The organism is Dactylosporangium sp. NPDC051485, assembly GCF_040682015.1.
Classification (GTDB): Bacteria; Actinomycetota; Actinomycetes; order Mycobacteriales; family Micromonosporaceae; genus Dactylosporangium.
Genome location: NZ_JBFAZW010000157.1, coordinates 1 through 19010, shown reverse-complemented (window position 1 = coordinate 19010; position 19010 = coordinate 1). Strand labels below are relative to the sequence as shown.

General features: G+C 73.2%; 13 protein-coding genes and 1 pseudogene. 11 read left to right on the top strand and 3 right to left on the bottom strand.

Features of this window, described 5'->3' with window-relative positions; genetic code table 11:
* On the top strand, positions 1 to 3495 hold a 3495-nt coding region (locus tag AB0M46_RS47235; RefSeq protein ID WP_363347496.1), incomplete at its 5' end, for an SseB family protein.
* Positions 3492 to 3857, top strand: coding sequence for a hypothetical protein (locus tag AB0M46_RS47230; protein ID WP_363347494.1), 366 nt, complete (start codon positions 3492 to 3494; stop codon positions 3855 to 3857). The genes AB0M46_RS47235 and AB0M46_RS47230, both read left to right, overlap by 4 nt.
* Positions 3858 to 3989: 132 nt before the next feature.
* Here the strand turns inward: AB0M46_RS47230 and AB0M46_RS47225 are convergent, their stop codons facing one another.
* Positions 3990 to 4913 carry an alpha/beta hydrolase gene (locus AB0M46_RS47225; RefSeq protein ID WP_363347492.1) on the bottom strand — a complete coding sequence of 308 codons (924 nt, stop codon included), beginning with the start codon at positions 4911 to 4913 and terminating at the stop codon, positions 3990 to 3992.
* A gap of 62 nt (positions 4914 to 4975) precedes the next feature.
* On the opposite strand from AB0M46_RS47225, the gene AB0M46_RS47220 reads away from it, so the two are divergent.
* The 3 genes from AB0M46_RS47220 (at position 4976) to AB0M46_RS47210 (ending at position 9728) form a co-directional block, all read left to right on the top strand.
* Positions 4976 to 6067 (top strand): C45 family peptidase, encoded by a 1092-nt coding sequence (locus AB0M46_RS47220; protein WP_363347490.1) that lies wholly within the window; start codon positions 4976 to 4978, stop codon positions 6065 to 6067.
* Between the two features lie 258 nt (positions 6068 to 6325).
* Entirely contained in the window at positions 6326 to 8332 is a 2007-nt protein-coding gene (locus tag AB0M46_RS47215; RefSeq protein WP_363347488.1) for a DUF1800 domain-containing protein, read from the top strand.
* Positions 8333 to 8354: 22 nt separating this feature from the next.
* Complete coding sequence (locus tag AB0M46_RS47210; RefSeq protein WP_363347486.1) at positions 8355 to 9728, top strand: DUF1501 domain-containing protein; 1374 nt, start codon at positions 8355 to 8357, stop codon at positions 9726 to 9728.
* 393 nt (positions 9729 to 10121) lie between these two features.
* Here the strand turns inward: AB0M46_RS47210 and acs are convergent, their stop codons facing one another.
* A complete protein-coding gene (acs, locus tag AB0M46_RS47205) occupies positions 10122 to 12086 on the bottom strand; it encodes an acetate--CoA ligase (RefSeq protein WP_363347484.1) in 1965 nt (654 codons plus the stop codon).
* Positions 12087 to 12206: 120 nt separating this feature from the next.
* On the opposite strand from acs, the gene AB0M46_RS47200 reads away from it, so the two are divergent.
* Entirely contained in the window at positions 12207 to 12944 is a 738-nt protein-coding gene (locus tag AB0M46_RS47200; protein ID WP_363347482.1) for an oxidoreductase, read from the top strand.
* A gap of 375 nt (positions 12945 to 13319) precedes the next feature.
* Here the strand turns inward: AB0M46_RS47200 and AB0M46_RS47195 are convergent, their stop codons facing one another.
* A complete protein-coding gene (locus tag AB0M46_RS47195) occupies positions 13320 to 14153 on the bottom strand; it encodes an HAD-IB family hydrolase (RefSeq protein ID WP_363347480.1) in 834 nt (277 codons plus the stop codon).
* Between the two features lie 691 nt (positions 14154 to 14844).
* On the opposite strand from AB0M46_RS47195, the gene ssd reads away from it, so the two are divergent.
* The 5 genes and pseudogenes from ssd to AB0M46_RS47170 form a co-directional block, all read left to right on the top strand.
* Entirely contained in the window at positions 14845 to 15924 is a 1080-nt protein-coding gene (gene ssd, locus AB0M46_RS47190) for a septum site-determining protein Ssd (RefSeq protein ID WP_363347478.1), read from the top strand.
* Between the two features lie 64 nt (positions 15925 to 15988).
* Positions 15989 to 17407, top strand: coding sequence for a TadA family conjugal transfer-associated ATPase (locus tag AB0M46_RS47185; RefSeq protein ID WP_363347476.1), 1419 nt, complete (start codon positions 15989 to 15991; stop codon positions 17405 to 17407).
* Positions 17404 to 18210 carry a hypothetical protein gene (locus AB0M46_RS47180; RefSeq protein WP_363347474.1) on the top strand — a complete coding sequence of 269 codons (807 nt, stop codon included), beginning with the start codon at positions 17404 to 17406 and terminating at the stop codon, positions 18208 to 18210. Before AB0M46_RS47185 ends, AB0M46_RS47180 begins: the two co-directional genes overlap by 4 nt.
* 67 nt (positions 18211 to 18277) lie before the next feature.
* Positions 18278 to 18487: a hypothetical protein gene (locus AB0M46_RS47175; protein ID WP_363347472.1), complete on the top strand. Its 210-nt coding sequence runs from the start codon at positions 18278 to 18280 to the stop codon at positions 18485 to 18487.
* A gap of 149 nt (positions 18488 to 18636) precedes the next feature.
* Positions 18637 to 19010, top strand: a pseudogene (locus tag AB0M46_RS47170) (secretion system protein); the annotation flags it as partial.

Sequence of the window (19010 nt, the reverse complement as noted above, 5' to 3'; positions counted from 1 at the left end):
GGCGCGGGGGCCGCGCGCCGCCGGGCCTCGTTACCGGGCGCCGCCCCGCGCGGGCTCTTCGACGACTCCGACCGCAAGCCGCTGGACGCGCCGGGCGAGCGCGACCTCTTCTCCGGCGCGGACCGCGGCGGCCCGGCGGCCCGCACCGACCTGCCGTCCCGGCCGCAGAACCCGTTCCGCCAGCCGGGCGGCACCCCGGCCCAGCCGACCTCGCCGGCCGGCCCGTCCGGCCTGCCGTCCCGGCCGCTCGGCGGCGGCGCGCCGGACCTTCCCACCCGTCCCCAGGGTGGCTCGGACCTGCCCATGCGCCCGCAGCAGGGCGGTTCGGACCTGACCATGCGCCCGCGGGGTGGTTCGGACCTCCCGGGCTGGCCGCAGGGTGGCTCGGACCTGCCCATGAGGCCGCAGGGTGGTTCGGACCTCCCGAGCCGGCCGCACGGTGGCTCGGACCTTCCGAGCCGGCCGCATGGCGGCTCGGACCTGCCCATGAGGCCTCAGGGCGGGTCGGACCTCCCGAGCCGGCCGCAGGGCGGCGTCGAGGACCCGCACGGCGATCCGCGCCGGTACTGGCCGCGCCGCGAACCGGCCCGCAGCCTGGGCGAGATCTACACCGAGCACGCCGAGCCGGTCATCCCCGCCGCGTGGCAGCCGCCCCCGGACCTCCCCCTGTCCTCGGGCCCGCCGCTGCCGACCCGCCAGCCGCAGGCCAACCGCACCGAGGCCGACCCGCCGGCCTTCCGCCCGGGCGGCGCCCTGCCCCCGCGCCCGACCGGCGATGCCCTGCCCCAGCGCCCGGCCGCCGAGCCGCCGTCCGCGTTCTTCGCGAGCGACCCGCTGCCCCAGCGTCCGGTTTCGGGCGATCCATCCCCGTTCCGGCCGATCGGCGAGCCCCTGCCGCAGCGCCCGGCGCAAGGCGAGCCCGCCGCGTACCGCCCCGCCGCCGGTGACGCGCTTCCGCAGCGGCCCGTGTCGGGCGATCCCCTGCCGCGCCCTGTGTCGGGCGAGCCTTTCGCGTACCGGCCCGCCGTCGGTGACGCGCTCCCGCAGCGGCCCGTGTCGGGTGAGCCCGCCGCGTACGGCCCCGCCGCAGGCGACGCGCTCCCGCATCGGCCTGTCTCGGGTGAGCCCGCCGCGTACGGCCCCGCGGCTGGCGACGCGCTCCCGCATCGGCCTGTCTCGGGTGAGCCCGCGCCCTACTTCCCGCCCGGCCTCGACGAGGACACCCAGCCCGTCAACCCCGGCTGGGCCGGCTTCGCCGACGTCCGTCCCGGTCGCCCCGGGCTGGCGGCCCGCAGCGGCGATCCGTTCCATGACGACAACCCCGCCGACCCCCTGCCCTTCGACCCCCTGCCCTTCGACCGCCCGGTCTTCGACCGTCCTGGCTTCAGCCGCCTCGACGTCGAACACCCCGAGGTGGACGAGGCCCCGAAGCCCTTCGGCGGCCTGTCCGCGGGCGCCCGCAGCGCCGGCTTCGGCCGGGCCGACCTCGACGAGCACCCCTTCTTCGCCGACGAGCCGGCCGCGGCCCCGCCCCACGATCCGTTTGCTCCGCGCCAGGAGCAGGAGTCGCCCCGGGACCCGTTCGCCCTGCGCCAGGAGCAGGAGCCGTCCCTCGATCCGTTCGCCCCGCGCCAGGAGCAGGCCCCGGTGCGGGATTCGTTTGCTCCGCACCAGGAGCAGGAGCCGCCGCGCGATCCGTTTGCCCCGTACCAGGAGCAGGCCCAGCCCCGCGACCCGTTCGCTCCGCACCAGGAGCAGGAGCCGCTGCGGCCCGAGGTCCGCGAGAACAGGGAGTACCTGTTCAGTGGCAGGGCCGAGGTACAGTCGCCGCACTTGCAGGACACCGCGGAGCCGCAGCGCTCCTTCTTCGGTGACCACCGCGAGCCCGAGCCGCCCCGGCGCGAGGAGGAGCAGCGCCCGTTCTTCGCCGACGAGCCGGAGCCGCGCACCTTCAACGCCTTCGCCGAGTCCCACCCGCCCGCCGCCGCGGAGCCGCTGCCCAGGGACCCCTACGCCGCCCTGGCCGACCTCGGCCCGGCCGAGGCCGAGCGGAGGGACCCGTACGCCGCGCTGGCCGACCTGCGATCGGACGAGGCCGAAGAGGCACCGCAGGCCCCGGAGATCCAGCCCGCCGCGCAGGTCAAGCCGATCGCGGAGTTCCAACCCGTCGCGGAGTTCCAACCCGTCGCGGAGATCCAGCCGGCCGCGGAGATTCAGCCGGCCCCGGCGGTCGAGGAGGAGGACTCCAAGGAGAACACCGGCTCGTTCTTCGACGTCGGCGCCCGCGATGAGAAGCCGGCCACCCCGGACCCGTCCCCCGAGCTGCGCACCTTCTTCGAGGACGGCGCCGCCGAACGCCCCGACTTCCAGCAGGCCGCCGCCGAGACGTCCTGGGAGTACCAGCCGACGACGTACCACGTCGAGCCCACCAGGGAGCCGACCCGCGAGCCGGTCTACGAGCCGGAGATCGTCGAGGAGGTCCCGCTCCGGCCGCGCGAGGACATCGTCGAGGCCGAGGTGGTCACCCCGCCCAAGGCCCCCGACTTCGACCCGGCCAACAACGTGGAGCGGGACCTGTTCGAGGCGGTCCAGGCCAACAGCACCGACCGGTTCCTGTCGACGCTGCTGCTGGCCAAGGTCCTGATCCCGTTCTGGACCGGCGACGGCCCGGTCGACCCGGCCAACTGGCGCACCGAGCACATGAACGGCCTGCCCCACCTGGTCGTCTTCACCTCGCCGGAGCGCATGCGGGAGCGGCTCGGCGAGGACGCCGAGGGCAGCTGGATCAAGTTCACGCGGCTGATCCGCAACTGGCCGCCCGGCGACCAGCTGGCCTTCGCCATCAACCCGGAGTCCCCGGCCGGCGCCGTCCTGCCCGGCACCGAGGTCGTCCAGCTCGCCACCTGGGCCACCGAGCTTGGCCTCGGCGTTGACGATCCCGAGGACCAGCCGTTCGAGGCGCCCCGCGAGGCGCCCAGGCCCGCGCCCCGCCCGGCGTACGAGCCGCCGACGGACCGCGAGCAGGTCATGCAGAAGCCGATCTCGCCCGAGCAGCTCTCGCACTACCTCGAGCGCAACTACGATCGCGTCTCCGGCTTCGTGCACCGCGCCGGCGAGGTCGCCCACCTCGAGACGCCCGATCAGCTGTACAACGCGCTCGGCCTCGGCTACGCAGGGTCGTCGTTCAAGCCCGACGCCGACGAGGCCTACGTGCTGCGCTGGATCGCCTACCGCGGCGACCTCTACCGCATCCCCTACGGCGGTCCGTCGCACGACGCCATGCGGGCCATGGAGGGCTGGGTCATCGAGCGCCCGCCGTTCCGCGGCAACGGCTTCGCCCCGAGCGAGACCGGCGACGTGATCGCCGAGTTCAAGGTCGACAGCGCCCGCCTGCCGCACCACGCCGAGCTGTGGCGCGTGCGCCGCGACGGCCGGCAGGAGCTCATCGCCCGCCTCGACGCCGACGGCCCTCTCTGGCGAAAGAGCAACTCGTGATCCGCGACGGCTACGCGGCCCGCTGGCACGGCGCCGAGTACGAGGCCAGCCCCGACGGCGAGGACGTGCGCCTCTACCGCCCCGACGCGAGCGACGGCTTCGACGAGGTGCGCCCCGGGCGGTACCGCCGCATCGTCCACCGCACCGAGGTCGACGATCTCGTCTACGTGCGCACCACCTGCTTCTGGCGCGACCAGCCGTTCATCGTCCTGGGCGAGCACGACGGCTGGCTGCGCGTGGAGTACACCGGCGGTCGCGCTCCCGTCGCCGCCGAACTTGGCCTCGAAGAGTTCGACTACGGCGTCTACCAGGGCTGGGCCCCCCGCGCCGAAGTCAGTGAGCTGCGCGAATACCGAGTGTGAAGCCATTTTGGCTCCGGCCCGCGTCAGTCGCGGACCGTCGCTCCCGTCGGCGCCTGGTCTGGGTCGATCGGAGCGAAGCCGCATCGAGCCAGACTGGGCGTTCTCACCCTCCGCGGTGCCAAGAGCACATCGCTATCCGGCCTTCGCCCACCGGAGGATCTCGCCGGTGACGAGGTCCGGCTGCTCCAGGTGCGGGAAGTGCGCGGCGTTCGGCAGCAGCCGCCACTCGTACTCGGCCAGCACGTAGCGCCCCGAGCCCTGCGCGGTCCGTGGCAGTACCGCCGGATCGAGCGCGCCGTGCAGCTGGAGCGTCGGCGCCGTCACCGGCTGTTGCAGGAGCTTCACGAAGCGGTACCCCTGCAGCCGCAGCGCCGAGCGCACCGCCCACCGGTACGTCTCCAGCGCACAGAACGCCGCCTGCGGGATCTGCATCGCCGCGCGGCAGCACGCCTCGTAGTCGCGGTACTCCTCGCGGGTGACCCAGTCCGGCGCCCCCCAGCGCCGCAGGTACCCGCCCACCAGCTGGGCGTCGTTCCGGGTCAGCACGTGCTCGAAGCGCGGCACCTGGAAGCGCAGCACCGGCTTGGCCGCGGCCAGCTGCCCGCGCGGGTCGGCGGCCAGGCCGGCCCGCAGTCGCAGCGGGTGCGCCGCGCCCAGCACGACCAGCCGCCGGACCATCTTCGGGTGGAAGGCGGCGGTGGCCCAGCCGATCATCCCGCCGTATCCGCCGCCGACGAGGATCGCGCTGCGCTCGCCCAGCGCGCGGATCAGCCCCGCGACGTCGCCGGCCATCGTGTACCCGTCGTAACCGCGCGGTGGCTTGTCGCTGGCCCCGTAGCCGCGCAGGTCCACGGCCACGGCCCGGAAGCCGGCGTCGGCCACGGCCGGCAACTGGTTGTGCCAGGCGTACCAGAACTCGGGGAAGCCGTGCAGGAACAGCACGAGGGGCCCGGTGCCTGCCTCCACCACGTGGAAGCGCGTGCCATTCGCGCTGACGAAGCGGTGCGACCACGGCCCGTCGATCATGACGCAGGTGTCGTCAACGGGGCGGTTCATGTCGCTCAGCGTAGGTCTTTTGCGGTCGAATTCCCGCCAGGCGACCGGCTAACGTTCAGCACATGGCGCCGCCGATCCCCCTCATCGAGGCATTCGGTACTCCCCGTGACTGCGGCATTGCGTACGGTGCCGCGGCGGCCGACCTGATCGCGGCCAACACGGCCAGTTACCTGGCCCGCTTCGCCGCCGCCGGCCTCGGCGCCGACCGCGTCCGCCACTACGGGGCGCTGTTCCGCGCCGCCTCCCACCACCACGCCCCACGGGTCGCCGAGATGCTCGACGGCGTGGCCGAGGGCGCCGACGTCCCGGTCGAGGAGATCTACGCCCTCAACGGCCGCACCGAGCTGATCTACGGCGCCGCCGGAGTCTCCGAGTGCACCGCCATCGGCGTGCTCGACGACCGCTCCGCCGGCGGCCACACCACGCTCGCGCAGAACTGGGACTGGCACCCCGACCAGCGGCCCTTCGCCCTGCTGCTGGCCACCCGCGACGAGCTCGGCGCCGAGGTGCTCACCCTGACCGAGGCCGGCATGCTGGCCAAGGCCGGGATCAACGACGCCGGGCTCGGGGTGTGCGTGAACATGCTCACGAGCGCCCGGGACCGCCGCGACGGCGGCGTGCCGTACCACGTCCTGCTCCGCGCCACCCTGGAGGCCCGCCACCTCGGCGCCGCCGTCAAGGTCGTCTGCGCCACCCCGCGCGGCGCGAGCATCAACCTGCTCGTCGGGCAGGCCTTCGGCGACGGCACCCCGGGCGAGGTGATCGACTTCGAGGTCGCCCCGGACGACGTCGGCTTCCGGCACCCGGTCGACGGCATCCTCACCCACACCAACCACTTCGAGGAGCCGGCGCTGGCCGTGATCGACACCCTGCGCGCGATCGGCGGCTCGTCCTTCTTCCGCGCCGCCCGGGCCCGCCGGCTGCTCGGCCCCGGCCCGATCGACGAGGCCCGGCTGCGCGCCGTGTTGCGCGACCACGGCGGCCACCCGCAGTCGATCTGCCGCCACGACGAGCCGGGCGTCGCCGAGGTGGACCGCACCGAGACCCTGTTCTCGCTCGTGCTCGATCTGGACGAACGCCGCATGTCGATCGCCGCCGGGCCGCCGTGCGGCGGGGCGCCGTACCACGACCTCTGGGTCGGCAAAACCGGCTGAAATCGGGCGCGTCGGCAACTGCAGCGCAGTCTTAAATGTATCTGTGCTGATGTCCGCCTCCCGGGCCCGCTGTGACAAAGGTTCCAGCAGCTCAAGGGTGACGTACCCGCTTCCGCGCGGGTATTCGTGACCTTGGGTCACCGGCCGAGTCTTAAGTCCCGATCAGCGCGCTTCAGTCATGGGTTGAAGGCCTCCTGAGCAGCCACTACCTTCCGGGGGCGACACCGCCCGCCCTCTTGCGCTGATCGGGACCTGTAGATGAACGAGCGTTACGACCCGTACGTCGACTCGTACTACGAGGCCGGCTACGAGGACCAGACCGGTCGCTACGACCGGCGGGGCCAGGGTGACCCCCGCCCCGGCGATCCCCGGCACGTGGGCGGCCCGCGCGGCTACGGCTCGATGCCGGCCGACCGCGGCGGCTCCGGTCCGCACTTCTACGACCCCAGCGCGATGCCCCGCGGCCGCGGTCGCGGCAGCCTGCCCGACCTCGACGAGGACGACTACGACGACGAGCCGTCGAACTGGCGCCGCCGCACCGCGATGATCGCCATCGGCGGCGGCGCGGCCGCGCTGATCGGCGGCGGCGCCTACGCCGTCACCCAGTTCTTCGGCAAGGGCGCCCACCCGGCCGGCACCAGCGCCGACGCCCCCGACGCGGTCGCCGACAACACCGTGCCGGCCTACGTCGACCAGAACCAGAGCCTCATGAACGGCAACGCGGGCCTGGGCATCCGCAAGAACACCCCGACCACCGGCTCCTCGTTCGGCACCCCGGCCGATGCGGCCAAGAACGCCGTGGTCAAGGCCAGCACCGTGCTGCCGAAGAAGGACTCGGCCCGCCACCTGGCCAGCCGGCTCACGTTCGGGCCGAACGCCAAGGTCATCGGCGACATCAACAAGCTGGGCATCAACGGCTGGATCGACAAGCAGCTCAAGCCGGAGACGATCCCGCTGACCCGCGGCGAGCAGAAGGCCGACGCCGAGCTGATCACCTACGGGATGAGCTACGAGCAGCTCAAGGCGCAGCGCGATGACCTCGACAAGAAGGGCATCCACGCCGACGACCAGAACGTGCGGTACACCATCGCCAAGCAGCTGTTCTCCGACCGGCAGCTCTTCGAGATGATGTGTGACTTCTTCAACGACTACCTGCACGTCTCGGCGTTCCACGACGGCAACGAGCTGACCCGCGCGTCGTTCGACCGCGACGTCATCCGCAAGCACGCCCTGGGCAACTACGTCGACATGTTCGTCGCCGCGAACCGGCACCCGGCGCTGCTGCGGTACCTCGACCAGCAGGACTCGACCAAGAACCAGATCAACGAGAACCTGGCCCGCGAGAACCTCGAGCTCTACACGGTCGGCGCGTTCAACGGCTACAACGAGACCGACGTACGCCAGGCGGCCATGCTGCAGACCGGCCGCAGCGTCCGTGACAACCAGTACGTCTACCGGCCCGAGCAGCACTACGTCGGCCCGGTGAAGATTATGGGCTTCTCCCACCCGAACGGCGACGCGGCGGGCGGCGAGGCGGTGCAGGAGGCGTACTTCCGGTACCTCGCGCTGCACCCGAACACCGCGCGGTACATGGCGCAGAACCTGGCCACCCGGTTCGTCTCCGACGTCCCGCCGAAGACCCTCGTCGACGCCATGGCGAAGACGTACGTCGACAAGAAGAGCAACATTCCCGCGGTACTGACGACGATGCTCTCCCGGACGGAGTTCTGGGAGTCCGTCGGCCAGAAGGTGCGCCGGCCCGGCGAATACCTGACCGCCACGTACCGCGCGCTCGACATCGGCGCCGACGCCCCGGCGAGCTTCACGTCCAGCAACACGAATATGAGCCCGATGGTCCAGGGCCTGGGCGACATCATGCGCAAGCTGGAGGAGTTCGGCCACGCCCCGATGGAGCTGCCGACCCCGAACGGCTACCCCGACGTGTACGTCGCGTGGACCTCGGCCGGCACGATGGTCAACCAGTGGAACGACGCCTACACCGCGATCACCGGCGGCCGGCGCCAGTTCACCTGGCAGAAGCCCGAGGCGCTCGTCGCCGGCCCGCCGGCCACCGCGGGGGCCTACCTCGACGCGCTCACCAAGAAGCTCATCAACGTGACGCTCGACAACGATCGCAAGACCGCGATCCTGCGCATCGTCAGCCCGACGATGACCGCCACCACCCCGGTGGACGCCACCTTCAACGGCGGTATCGCCGCGGTCGTGCGCGCGATCTTCGCCACTCCCCACCACCACCTCCGGTAGGCGGCACATCATGGAGAAGCCAGTGCGGAAGCAGAAGTCGCTCCACCCGGACTGCCCTGACCTGCTGCGGCTCGGTCCCAACCGGTTCGAGTCCGCGCTTCGGGCCGAGGCGGTCGCGGTGCAGGAAGAGCAGAAGAGCGTCCGGGATCGGTACCTCGACCTCTCCCGCGACGAGGACGCTCAGGAGGACCACCGCGGCGTCACCCGCCGCCGCTTCGTCGTCGGCGCCGCGGCCACCACCACGGCCCTGGCCACCAGCCAGTTCCTGACCACGCAGGCGTCCTTCGCGGCCACCCCGACGGGCACCCTCATCCACGTCTTCCTCTACGGCGGCGCGGACGGGCTGTCCCTCTTCGCGCCGATGAACGACGCGACGCTGACCCGGGTGCGCCCCAGCTTCACGCTGCCGGAGAACACGTCGATCCCGCTCGACCGCGGCTTCGGCCTCAACGAGTCCTTCGCCCCGCTGAAGAAGTACCTCGACGCCGGCCAGCTGGCGTTCATCCCCGCCGTCAGCGACCGCCGACTCGACCGCAGCCACTTCGCCGCGACCGACATCTGCCAGCTCGGCGGCCTCCCCGCCGAGACCGGCGGCATGGGCTGGCTGACCAACCTGGCCGACAAGCTCGGCCCCGGCACGGCCTTCCGCGCGGTGGGCATCGGCTCCACCCTGCCGAGGTCGCTGGTCGGCGGCGGTGGCGCCCTGGCCCTCAACAGCGTGGCGTCGCTGAACGTCAACGGCGACGGCAAGTTCAAGCAGCCGACCGTCGACGCCATCAAGGCCCTCTTCACCGGCGTGAACCACCCGATCGAGGCCCCGGTGAAGGCCGGCATCGACGCCCTGACCCTGGCCAGCAAGCTGGCCCAGGACGGCTACGCCCCGGCGAACAACGTCAAGTACTCCGGCGTGGGCAACGCCTTCAAGGAGATCGCCCAGCTCATCAAGGGCGGCGCCAACGTCCGCATCGCCACCGTCGGCATGGGCGGCTGGGACACCCACGAGAACCAGGGCACCCGCGGCGGCTACGTGGCCCAGCACTTCGGCGAGCTGGCCACCGGCATGGCCGCCTTCTTCGACGACCTGGGCCCCGACCTGTCCCAGAACGTCACCATCATGGTCTCCAGCGAGTTCGGCCGCCGGGTCGCCGAGAACGGCGGCGGCACCGACCACGGCCACGGCGGCGGCGTCATCGTCCTGTCCGGCAAGAAGCTGGCCGGCAAGCTCCTCGGCACCTGGAACGGCCTGGATACGCTCGTCAACGGCGACCTGCCGGAGATGAACAACATGTTCTCCGTCTTCGGCTCGGTGGCCCAGGGCCGCTTCGGGCTGACGGACGCCGAGGTCGGCCAGATCTTCCCGCGCCAGACCTACACCCCGGTAAAGATCTACGCGTAGCTCCACCTGCGCGTAGCGAGAGGGGCGGCCCCGGTCCCGGGGGCCGCCCCTGCTGTGCTTCCAGCTCGCTTCGCTCGCGCCGGGGGAGCTCCGCTCCACCCGAACCCCCTCAAGACCTGCAGCGGGGTTCCCGACGCACGAATGGGCGCTCTGCGCCGTTCTCAGCTCGCTCGCTTGGCCTCTTCTGCGCGCGTGGCAACCCGCAGTGGCGTGCTCGACGTGTCTCAGCTCGCTCGCTACGGCGGGTTGGCTTCTTCTGCGCTTGCGCCGGCCCGCGGCGGCGTGGTCAACCTGGATCCCGGCACGTTCTCCCTCGCGGTCGCGGCAACCCGCAACGGCGACGCGGGCCGGGCGCGGAACCCGGGTCGAGGCCGGGTTCCGCGCGCCGGTGGGTCAGTCCTCCGACTTGCCCGACTGCAGGCCGGACGAGATCAGGTCCATGACCGTCGAGTCCTGCAGGGTGGTGACGTCGCCCAGGCTGCGGTTCTCGGCGACGTCGCGCAGCAGGCGGCGCATGATCTTGCCGGAGCGGGTCTTCGGGAGCTCCGCCACGAGCATGATCTGGCGGGGCTTGGCGATCGGGCCGAGGGTCTTGGCGACGTGGTTGCGCAGCTCCTGGATCAGGGCCTCGCCCGCCTCGCCGTCGGTCTCGACGCCGCCGCGCGGGATGGTGAAGGCGACGATGGCCTGGCCGGTGGTCGGATCGGTGGCGCCCACGACCGCGGCCTCGGCCACCTTCGGGTGGCTGACCAGGGCCGACTCGACCTCGGTGGTGGAGATGTTGTGACCGGAGACGAGCATGACGTCGTCGACCCGGCCGAGCAGCCACAGGTCGCCGTCCTCGTCCTTCTTGGCGCCGTCGCCCGCGAAGTACATGCCGTCGAAGCGCGCCCAGTAGGTGTCCTTGAAGCGCTGGTCGTCGCCCCAGATGGTGCGCAGCATCGAGGGCCACGGCTCGCGGAGCACGAGGTAGCCACCGCCGCCGTTGCCGACCGCGTTGCCCTGGTCGTCGACCACGTCGGCGCTGATGCCGGGCAGCGGGCGCATCGCGCTGCCGGGCTTGGCCGCGGTGACTCCGGGCAGCGGCGAGATCATGATCGCGCCGGTTTCGGTCTGCCACCAGGTGTCGACGACGGGGCAGCGGTTGCCGCCGATGTGTTCCCGATACCACATCCAGGCCTCGGGGTTGATCGGCTCGCCGACCGAGCCCAGCAGGCGCAGCGAGGACAGGTCGAAGCCCGCCGGGACGTCGTCGCCCCACTTCATGAAGGTGCGGATCGCGGTCGGGGCCGTGTACAGGATCGTCACCTTGTACTTCTGCACGATCTCCCAGAACCGTCCGCGGTGCGGGGTGTCGGGCGTGCCCTCGTACATGACCTGGGTGGCGCCGTTGGACAGCGGCCCGTAGACGATGTAGCTGTGCCCGGTGACCCAGCCGATGTCGGCCGTGCACCAGTAGACGTCGCTGTCCGGCTTGAGGTCGAACACCGCGTGGTGCGTGAAGCTCGCCTGGGTCAGGTAGCCGCCCGTGGTGTGCAGGATGCCCTTGGGCTTGGCCGTGGTGCCGGACGTGTAGAGGATGAACAGCGGGTGCTCGGCGTCGAAGGCCTGCGGGGTGTGCTCGGCGGAGGCGGTCTCCACGACCTCGTGCCACCACAGGTCGCGCGAGCCGTCCCAGTCGATGTCCTGGCCGGTGCGGCGCACCACGAGGACCTTCTCCACGCTCGGCGTCTTGACCACGGCCTCGTCGACGATGCTCTTGAGCCCGCTGGGCTTGCCCCGGCGGAAGCCGCCGTCGGCGGTGATGACGACCTTGGCGCTGGCGTCGTCGATGCGGCCGCTCAGCGCGTCGGCGGAGAAGCCGCCGAAGACCACGGAGTGGGTGGCGCCGATGCGGGCGCAGGCCAGCATCGCGACCGCCGCCTCGGGGATCATCGGCAGGTAGATCGCGACCCGGTCGCCGGCGACGACGCCGAGGTCGGTGAGCGCGTTGGCGGCCTGGCAGACCGAGCGGTGCAGGTCGGCGTAGGTGATCGTGCGGGTGTCGCCCGGCTCGCCCTCGAAGTGGATGGCCACCTTGTCGCCGCGGCCGGCCTCGATGTGGCGGTCGAGGCAGTTATACGCCACGTTGAGCTGTCCGCCGATGAACCACTTGGCGAACGGGGGGTTGGACCAGTCGAGCACCTGGTCCCACTCCTTGGCCCAGCTCAGCCTGTGCGCCTGCTGCTCCCAGAACGCGAGGCGGTCCGCGCGGGCCTCGGCGTAGGCCCCCTCGGTGAGGTTGGCGGCGGCGGCGAACTCGGCAGGCGGGGGGAACTGCCGTGTTTCGTTGAGAAGGTTTTCCAAGGTCTCGCTCATCGGTGGTGGCTCCTCGATGTGGTCCAGCTCTCGCAAGCAGGCTAGTTCGGGGGTACGACGAAAAAGAAGCGGCCTCTTCTCTAAACTTTGTTCACAGTAGTGGCACGATACCGTCTTGGGGTGCCATCCGACCCGCTCGCGCCGCTGCTCGACCTCGCCGACGTGGCCCCGGCCCTCGACAGGGCCCGGGCGGCCGTCGACGCCGCCATGCGCCATCGCGCCCTGCGCCGCTCGGGCGGCCCCGTCGCCGCGGAGGTCGCCCTGCGCACCTCCGTCGCCAGCGCCGCGCTGGACACCCACGGCTTCGACCTGGAGGGCGTGCGGGCCGGCGTGGTCACCGACCCCGTCGTGCACGGCGCGCTGCGCGCCACGGCCGCCCTGGACGGCCTGACCGGCACTTGGCCGAAGGCGCCCCGGCAGGTGCTGGCCAAGCTGCACACTCTGGTTGCCCGGGACGTTGTCGCCCCCGCCGAGCTGGGCCGGCCGCTCGATCCGGGCACGGCGCCCCGGCTGGACGCCCTGGCCGCCCTCGTCTCCGGCGCTACGAGCGCCCCGGTGCTGTTGCAGGCGGCCGTGGTACACGGGGAACTGCTGGCCCTGAAGGCCTTCGCCGGTCCCAACGGCGTGGTGGCGCGGGCCGCGGCCCGGCTGACGCTGGTGGCCGGCGGGCTGGATCCGCGGGGCCTGCTGGCGATGGACGTGGGGCACCGCAGTCGCGAGCCGGAGTACGTGGGCGCGGCCAACGCCTTCGCCACCGGTACCCCCGATGGTCTGCGGTCCTGGCTGCGCCACTACGCGGCGGCGGCCGAGCGGGCCGCGGAGGAACTCGGCGAGATCTGCGAGCAGGTCACTGCCTGAGTGCAACTGCCCGAGCCCAACTGCCTGAGCGCGACTGTCCGAGCGCACCTACCTGAGCGCGACTGTCGGAGCGCAACTGCCTGGGTGCGACTGCCTGGGTGCGACTGCCCGGGCACAGAGGACGGCGCCTCGATGGGAAGAGGCGCCGTCACCCACGTCCGACCGGGTTACCAGGCGTGCACCTCAAGTCCGTTGGCAGCGGTCCTTGCGAATCCGCTGTAACGCGCCTTACCGCGGCTGGTCGCTCGTGGGTGCCCGGCGGCCGTGCACGAGGTTTGTCCTCGCTCTTCTTTTCTACGCCGGCTCGGCCACGATCGGAACCCCCACCTTGCAGAATGTGACTGCTGGGACTCGCGAGGCGACGCAGCGTAATCGTCAGCCGGCGGCGGCCGCGGCGAGTTGCGCCGTGCGGGCCCGGCGGTACTTGCTGTAGATGGCCAGGCCGATCGCGACCGCCGCGCCCAGGCCGAGCGCGGCCGCGGCCATCGGCACGGCGGGCCGCTCGCGCAGCCGGCGGCTCAGCGGGATCGGATGGCGGAAGTCGAGCATCGGCCAGCCGCGCTCGACCGAGATGCGCCGCAGCCCCCGGTCGGGGTTGACCGCGGTCGGGTGCCCGACGAGGCTGAGCAGCCCGGCGTCGGTCACCGAGTCGGAGTACGCGTAACAAGCCGCCAGATCGTAGTCGCGCTCGGTGGCCAGCTCCTTGACCGCGACGACCTTGTTCGGGCCGGCGGCGTAGAAGTCGATCTCGCCGGTGTAGCAGCCGTCCTCGCCGACGTTCATGCGCGTGGCGATGATGTCGGTGATGCCGAGCTGCTCGCCGATGGGCCGGACCATCTCGTCGCCCGAGGTCGAGACCAGCACCACGTCGCGGCCGGCCGCCCGGTGCTCCACGATGAGCGCGGCCGCCTCGGCGTAGATGTACGGGCTGATCAGCTCGTCGAGCGTTTCCCGCACGATCTGGCGGACCTGCTCGGCCCGCCAGCCTTTGACCAGCGCGGCGAGGTAATCCCTGGTGCGGGCCATGGACTGCTCGTCGGAGCCGCCGCCCACCCGGAAGATCAGCTGCGCGTAGGCGCCCTTGATGACATCGCGGCGGCTGATCAGCCCGTCGCGATAGAACGGTCGACCGAAGGCCAAGGCGCTTGACTTGGCGATCACCGTTTTGTCCAGGTCGAAAAACGCGGCGCTACGCCCCACGGCGGGCAAGTGTAGCGTCGTGAGAGGCTCTGTGGCGCCAAGACTTGACCAAAGATCCGTCCAAAGCACGACTGGATCACGCTGGGCTCGCGGCCCGTCACGCCTGAGTTACCTCACAGTGAAATATTGACTGGTGTCCTGGGCGTGTTGCGGGCCGGTCCTACTCGACGTATGGCGGTCGACTCAGGCATGCTTATGTTTGCGACGCGGTTTCATGTCGGCGAGACGGAGACCTCGTTATTGACCCTCGGCGGTTGCACCCCCCGTGACCGCTGAGCGGGTTCGGCTCGACCCCCCCGGAGCCGAACCCCCGGCGACCCCCGTCACCCCCCGGCGGGGGTCGTCCCCTTCTTCAGGGGTTTTCGCGCAGGTTGCCGGACTTCTGCCGCCTGGCCTTTCGATGTGGCCGGTGGCTTTCGCGCTATCGGTGGCAGTTAGCCAGCATTGACGCCCGATGCTTTGTTGATCGTTCACGGTTCTGCGTGCACGCCACGACTTTTTTCATTCGGTACCGCCGCAAGTCCTTGCCCGTCCTGGGTGGATTTGTCGGGGTTTACATAGCAGATCGACTTCGTCTGTGGAGGTTATCCACAAGCACCCGGTTATCCACAGATCGGGCTCCGGCGGCGAGCGGGCGAGCGCCGGAAGGCGGCAGGGTGGGCGCGCACTTTGCCGAACCGCTCAGACCGTGGAGCCTGCCGTGCACCGACCCTTGCTCGTCTGCGACGACCCCGACCTGCTCGACGACGTCGTTTACCTGGCCGCCGAGTTCGCGCTCGAGCTCGACGTGGCGCCCGGCCCGGAGGCCGCCCGCCGCCGATATCCGGGCGCCCCGCTGGTGCTCATCGGGGACGGATCCGCCCCGGCCTGCGCCCGGGCCCGGCTCCCCGAGCGCCCCAACGTGATGCTGCTGAGCCGCAGTCATGGGAGGGATCGGCTCGTCGCGCTGGCCGAGGCGGTCGGCGCCGACCACATCGTGCGGTTTCCGGACGGGGTGCGGTACCTCGCCGGACAGCTCCTGCGCGTCTCCACCGACGCCGCCGCGGTCACTGCTGCCCGCGGCCGCGTCCTGGCCGTCGTCGGCGGGCGGGGTGGCGCCGGGGCGACCGTGCTGGCCGCCGGCCTCGCGATGACCGCCGGCGCCGCCGGCCTGCGCTCGCTGCTCGTCGACGCCGACCCGCTCGGCGGCGGCGCCGACCTGGTCCTCGGCTGGGAGGACGTGGCCGGCCTGCGCTGGCCCGGCCTGGTCGACGGGCGGCCGGCCGCCATCGACCCGCCGGTCCTGGACCGCGCCCTGCCCAGCCGGGGCCCCGTGGCCGTGCTGTCCTGCGACCGCAATGCGCCGGCCGGCCTGCCCGGCGACGCGATGGCCGCCGCGCTGGAGGCCGGCCGCCGCGGCCGCGACCTCGTCGTCGCCGACCTGCCGCGCCGCCTCGACGAGGCCGCGGTGCTCGCGCTGCGGGCCGCCGACCGGGTGCTGCTCGTCGTGCCGGCCGAGCTGCGGGCCTGCGTGGCGGCGGCCCGGGTGGCCGCGACGCTCACGCCGCACACCGACGCCCTGCACGTCGTGGTGCGCGGGCCGGCGCCCGGGAAGCTGCGGGCCCGGCACGTCGCCCGGTCGCTGGGGCTGCCGGTGGCCGGCACCCTGCGCGCGGAGCGCTCACTGCCCCGCCGGCTCGAGCGCGGCGCCCCTCCCGCCGCGGGCGGTCGCGGACCGCTCGCCGCCCTGTGCCGCCGCATCCTCGGCGACCTCGGCCTGAAGACCGGAGCGGCGGCATGAACGACATCGCGTGCGGATGCGTCGCTCGGCGGCGGGGTGGCCGCGTTTCGCCGGGGGTTGCGGCATGAACACCAGTGCCCGCGCGCGCCGGACGGTGCCGTCCCACGACCCGGGCCGGCGGCCGCGGATGGCCACGCCGGCCGCGCTGGACGGCTCGCCCAACCCGTGGGCCTTCGGTCCGGGCCAGGCCCTGACGCCGGACGCGATCCTGCCGGCCGACCGTCCCGACGACGATCTGCGGCTCGGCCCGGACGACGCGCAGGGCCTGCCGTACGGCAGCGCCGCGCGGAACCTGACCGACCGGGTGCGGGCCCGGATGGCGGCCGACGGCATCGAGATCAGCCCGGAGGCGGTGGCGGCCGCGGTACGGCTGGAACCGAGCGCGGCCGAGCTCCCCGCGCACTCGCTACGCGCACTCGCCGCGCGCCTCGCCGGCGAGATGACCGGGGCCGGGCCGCTGGCCCCGCTGCTCGCCGACCCGGACGTGACCGACGTGCTGGTCAACGGCGTCACCGTGTGGGTCGACCGCGGCGGCGGGCTGCGCCGGGTCCTGGGCACGCTGCGCGACGAGGCGGAGGTGCGCAAGCTCGCCAAGCGGCTCGCGTCCAACGCTGGTCGCCGCCTCGACGAGGCGAGCCCGTTCGTCGACGCGTGCCTGCCCGACGGCACCCGCATGCACGCGGTGCTGCCGCCGATCGCGATCGGCGGGCCGTACCTCTCGCTGCGCACCTTCCGCCGGCGCGCCTTCACGATCGACGAGCTGGTCTCCTGCGGGACTGTCGACCCGGGCGCGGCGAGCCTGCTGCGGGCGGTGGTGGCGGCGCGGCTGCCGTACCTGGTGACCGGCGGCACCGGCACCGGGAAGACGACGGTGCTGGCCACCCTGCTCTCGGCCGTGCCGCCGGGCGAGCGCATGGTCGTCGTGGAGGACGCCGCCGAGCTGCGGCCGGTCCACCCGCACGTGGTCTGCCTCCAGAGCCGCGCGGCCAACGTCGAGGGCGCCGGCATCGTGACCCTGCGCGACCTGGTCCGTCAGGCGCTGCGCATGCGCCCCGACCGCCTGGTCGTCGGAGAGTGTCGCGGCGCCGAGGTGGTGGACCTGCTCGGCGCCCTGAACACCGGCCACGAGGGCGGCGCCGCGACCCTGCACGCCAACTCCCCGGCCGACGTGCCCGCCCGTCTGGAGGCCCTGGGCCTGCTGGGCGGCGTGCCGCGGGCCGCGCTGCACGCGATGGTCCTCTCCGCCCTGCGGGTCGTCGTGCACCTGCACCGCGATCGCTCCGGCCGCCGCGAGCTCACCGAGGTCTGCGTGATCGCCCCCGACCGGGACCGGCACATCGCCGGCGTGCTGACCGCTTGGCGCCGCGGCAGCGGCCCGGGCCCGGGCGCGGGCGAGCTGGACGACCTGCTGTCGCGGCGCGGCATCGATGCGCCGAAGCCCGATGTGTACCGGCACTACAACCCGGTTGGAGGCTGGACATGACCCCTGTCGACCTGGCCCTGGCCGCGGGCGCCGCGCTCACGGCCGGCTGGGCCGCCTATCTGCTGCGCCGCCGCGGTGCCGCCCGGCGGCTCGTCCGCCTGACCCGCGCGGCCGTCCCGACGGAGCCCTCGACTCGCGGCTATTTCACGCCGGATCGGAGCCCGGCGCCGAATCCTGGGCGGCGGGGCTCGCTCGGCCGGCGGGCCGGGCGGGCGCTCCTGCGCCGTCCGGTGCTGACGACGGCCGCGGTCGTCGCGCTGCTCGCGGGCCCGGCGCTGGCCCTGTCCGGCCCGGTGGCCGCGCTCGTCGCCGCCCTCTACGCGCTGATGGCCCTCGTCGCCCTGCGCCGTCGGCTGGTCCGGCGGGAGGCCGAGCAGCGCGTGGCCGCCCTGCTCGACGCGCTCGACACCACCACCGAGGAACTGCGCGCCGGCATCATCCCGGACGGCGCCGCGGCGGCAAGGGGCGTCCGCGGCGCGAGCCCGACCCGTCCGACCCGCCCGGCCAGGCAGGCCGAGGCCGCGGCGGAGGTGGCCGGGGCGCGGCTCGACGCGGCGTGCCGGCTGAGCGAGGACCTCGGCGTACCCCTCGCCGACCTGCTGGACCGGGTCGACGCCGACCTGCGTTCCGGACAGGCGCTGCGCATCGCGGTGGCGGCGCAGCTGTCCGCCGCCCAGGCGACGACCGTGGTCCTGCTCGCCTTCCGCTGGCCGGCCTGTGGGTGGGCGCCGCCATCGGCACCCATCCGGCGCGGCAACTGCTCCACACCCCGCTGGGCGCCACCTGCGCCGTCGTCGCGGTGACCCTGCAGTGCGGCGGCTTCCTGTGGACCGGCCGGATGGTCAACGCCGCGACCGCGGAGGTGCGCTGATGCTCACCTGGCTGCGCTGGCCGGAGGAGATCGCGGCCGGTCTCGGCGTGGAGCTGGCGGGCGGCGGGCGGACGACGTACACGGCGGTGCTCCACCTCCGCCTCCCCGGCGCCCACCTGACCCGCCCCCGGTCGCTGACGGTCGGCCTGGCCCTCATCACGGGGCACGGCAGCCAGACCTTCACCGCCATGACGGAGGTGTCGAAGTGAGTTCCCGGGCCGGCGACATGGTCGGCGTCCGTGGCCGAGACAACGGCGTCGCGCTCGGCTCGGGTGGCCGTGGTGGAGAAGGATCGCAGGCTTCGGCCGGTCCGGGAGGCCGTGGCCGTGGCGGCCCCGGTGGTCGCGACGAGGCCGCTGTGGCCGACACGCCCGGCCGGGCCGACGGTGCGGCGATCGGGGCGTGGGTGCGGTGGCCGATGGCGGTGTTCGCCGGGCTCGGCATCGCGCTCGCGATCGGCGGAGTGGCCGGCGTGGTGGCCGGGCTGGTCGTGGCCGGCGGGTGCGGGGTGCTGCTCGGGCGGGTCGAGCCGGCCCGGGTGCGGCGGGAGCGGGCGGTGGCCCGGGCCGACCTGCCGTTCGCGGCCGACCTGCTCGCGGCGGCGCTGCGGGCCGGGGCGCCGCCCGGTCGGGCCGCGGTCGCGGTCGGGGAGGCGCTCGGCGGGCCGGTCGGGGTGCGGCTGGCCCGGGTCGGGCGGGCGCTGCGGCTCGGGGCCGAGCCCGGGGCGGCGTG

Coding starts and splice junctions, on each gene's coding strand:
- AB0M46_RS47220 (WP_363347490.1), top strand. CDS start 4,976: ATGGCGCCGCCGATCCCCCTCATCGAGGCATTCGGTACTCCCCGTGAC.
- AB0M46_RS47225 (WP_363347492.1), bottom strand. CDS start 4,913: ATGAACCGCCCCGTTGACGACACCTGCGTCATGATCGACGGGCCGTGG.
- AB0M46_RS47185 (WP_363347476.1), top strand. CDS start 15,989: ATGAACACCAGTGCCCGCGCGCGCCGGACGGTGCCGTCCCACGACCCG.
- AB0M46_RS47175 (WP_363347472.1), top strand. CDS start 18,278: ATGCTCACCTGGCTGCGCTGGCCGGAGGAGATCGCGGCCGGTCTCGGC.
- AB0M46_RS47180 (WP_363347474.1), top strand. CDS start 17,404: ATGACCCCTGTCGACCTGGCCCTGGCCGCGGGCGCCGCGCTCACGGCC.
- AB0M46_RS47215 (WP_363347488.1), top strand. CDS start 6,326: ATGAACGAGCGTTACGACCCGTACGTCGACTCGTACTACGAGGCCGGC.
- acs (WP_363347484.1), bottom strand. CDS start 12,086: ATGAGCGAGACCTTGGAAAACCTTCTCAACGAAACACGGCAGTTCCCC.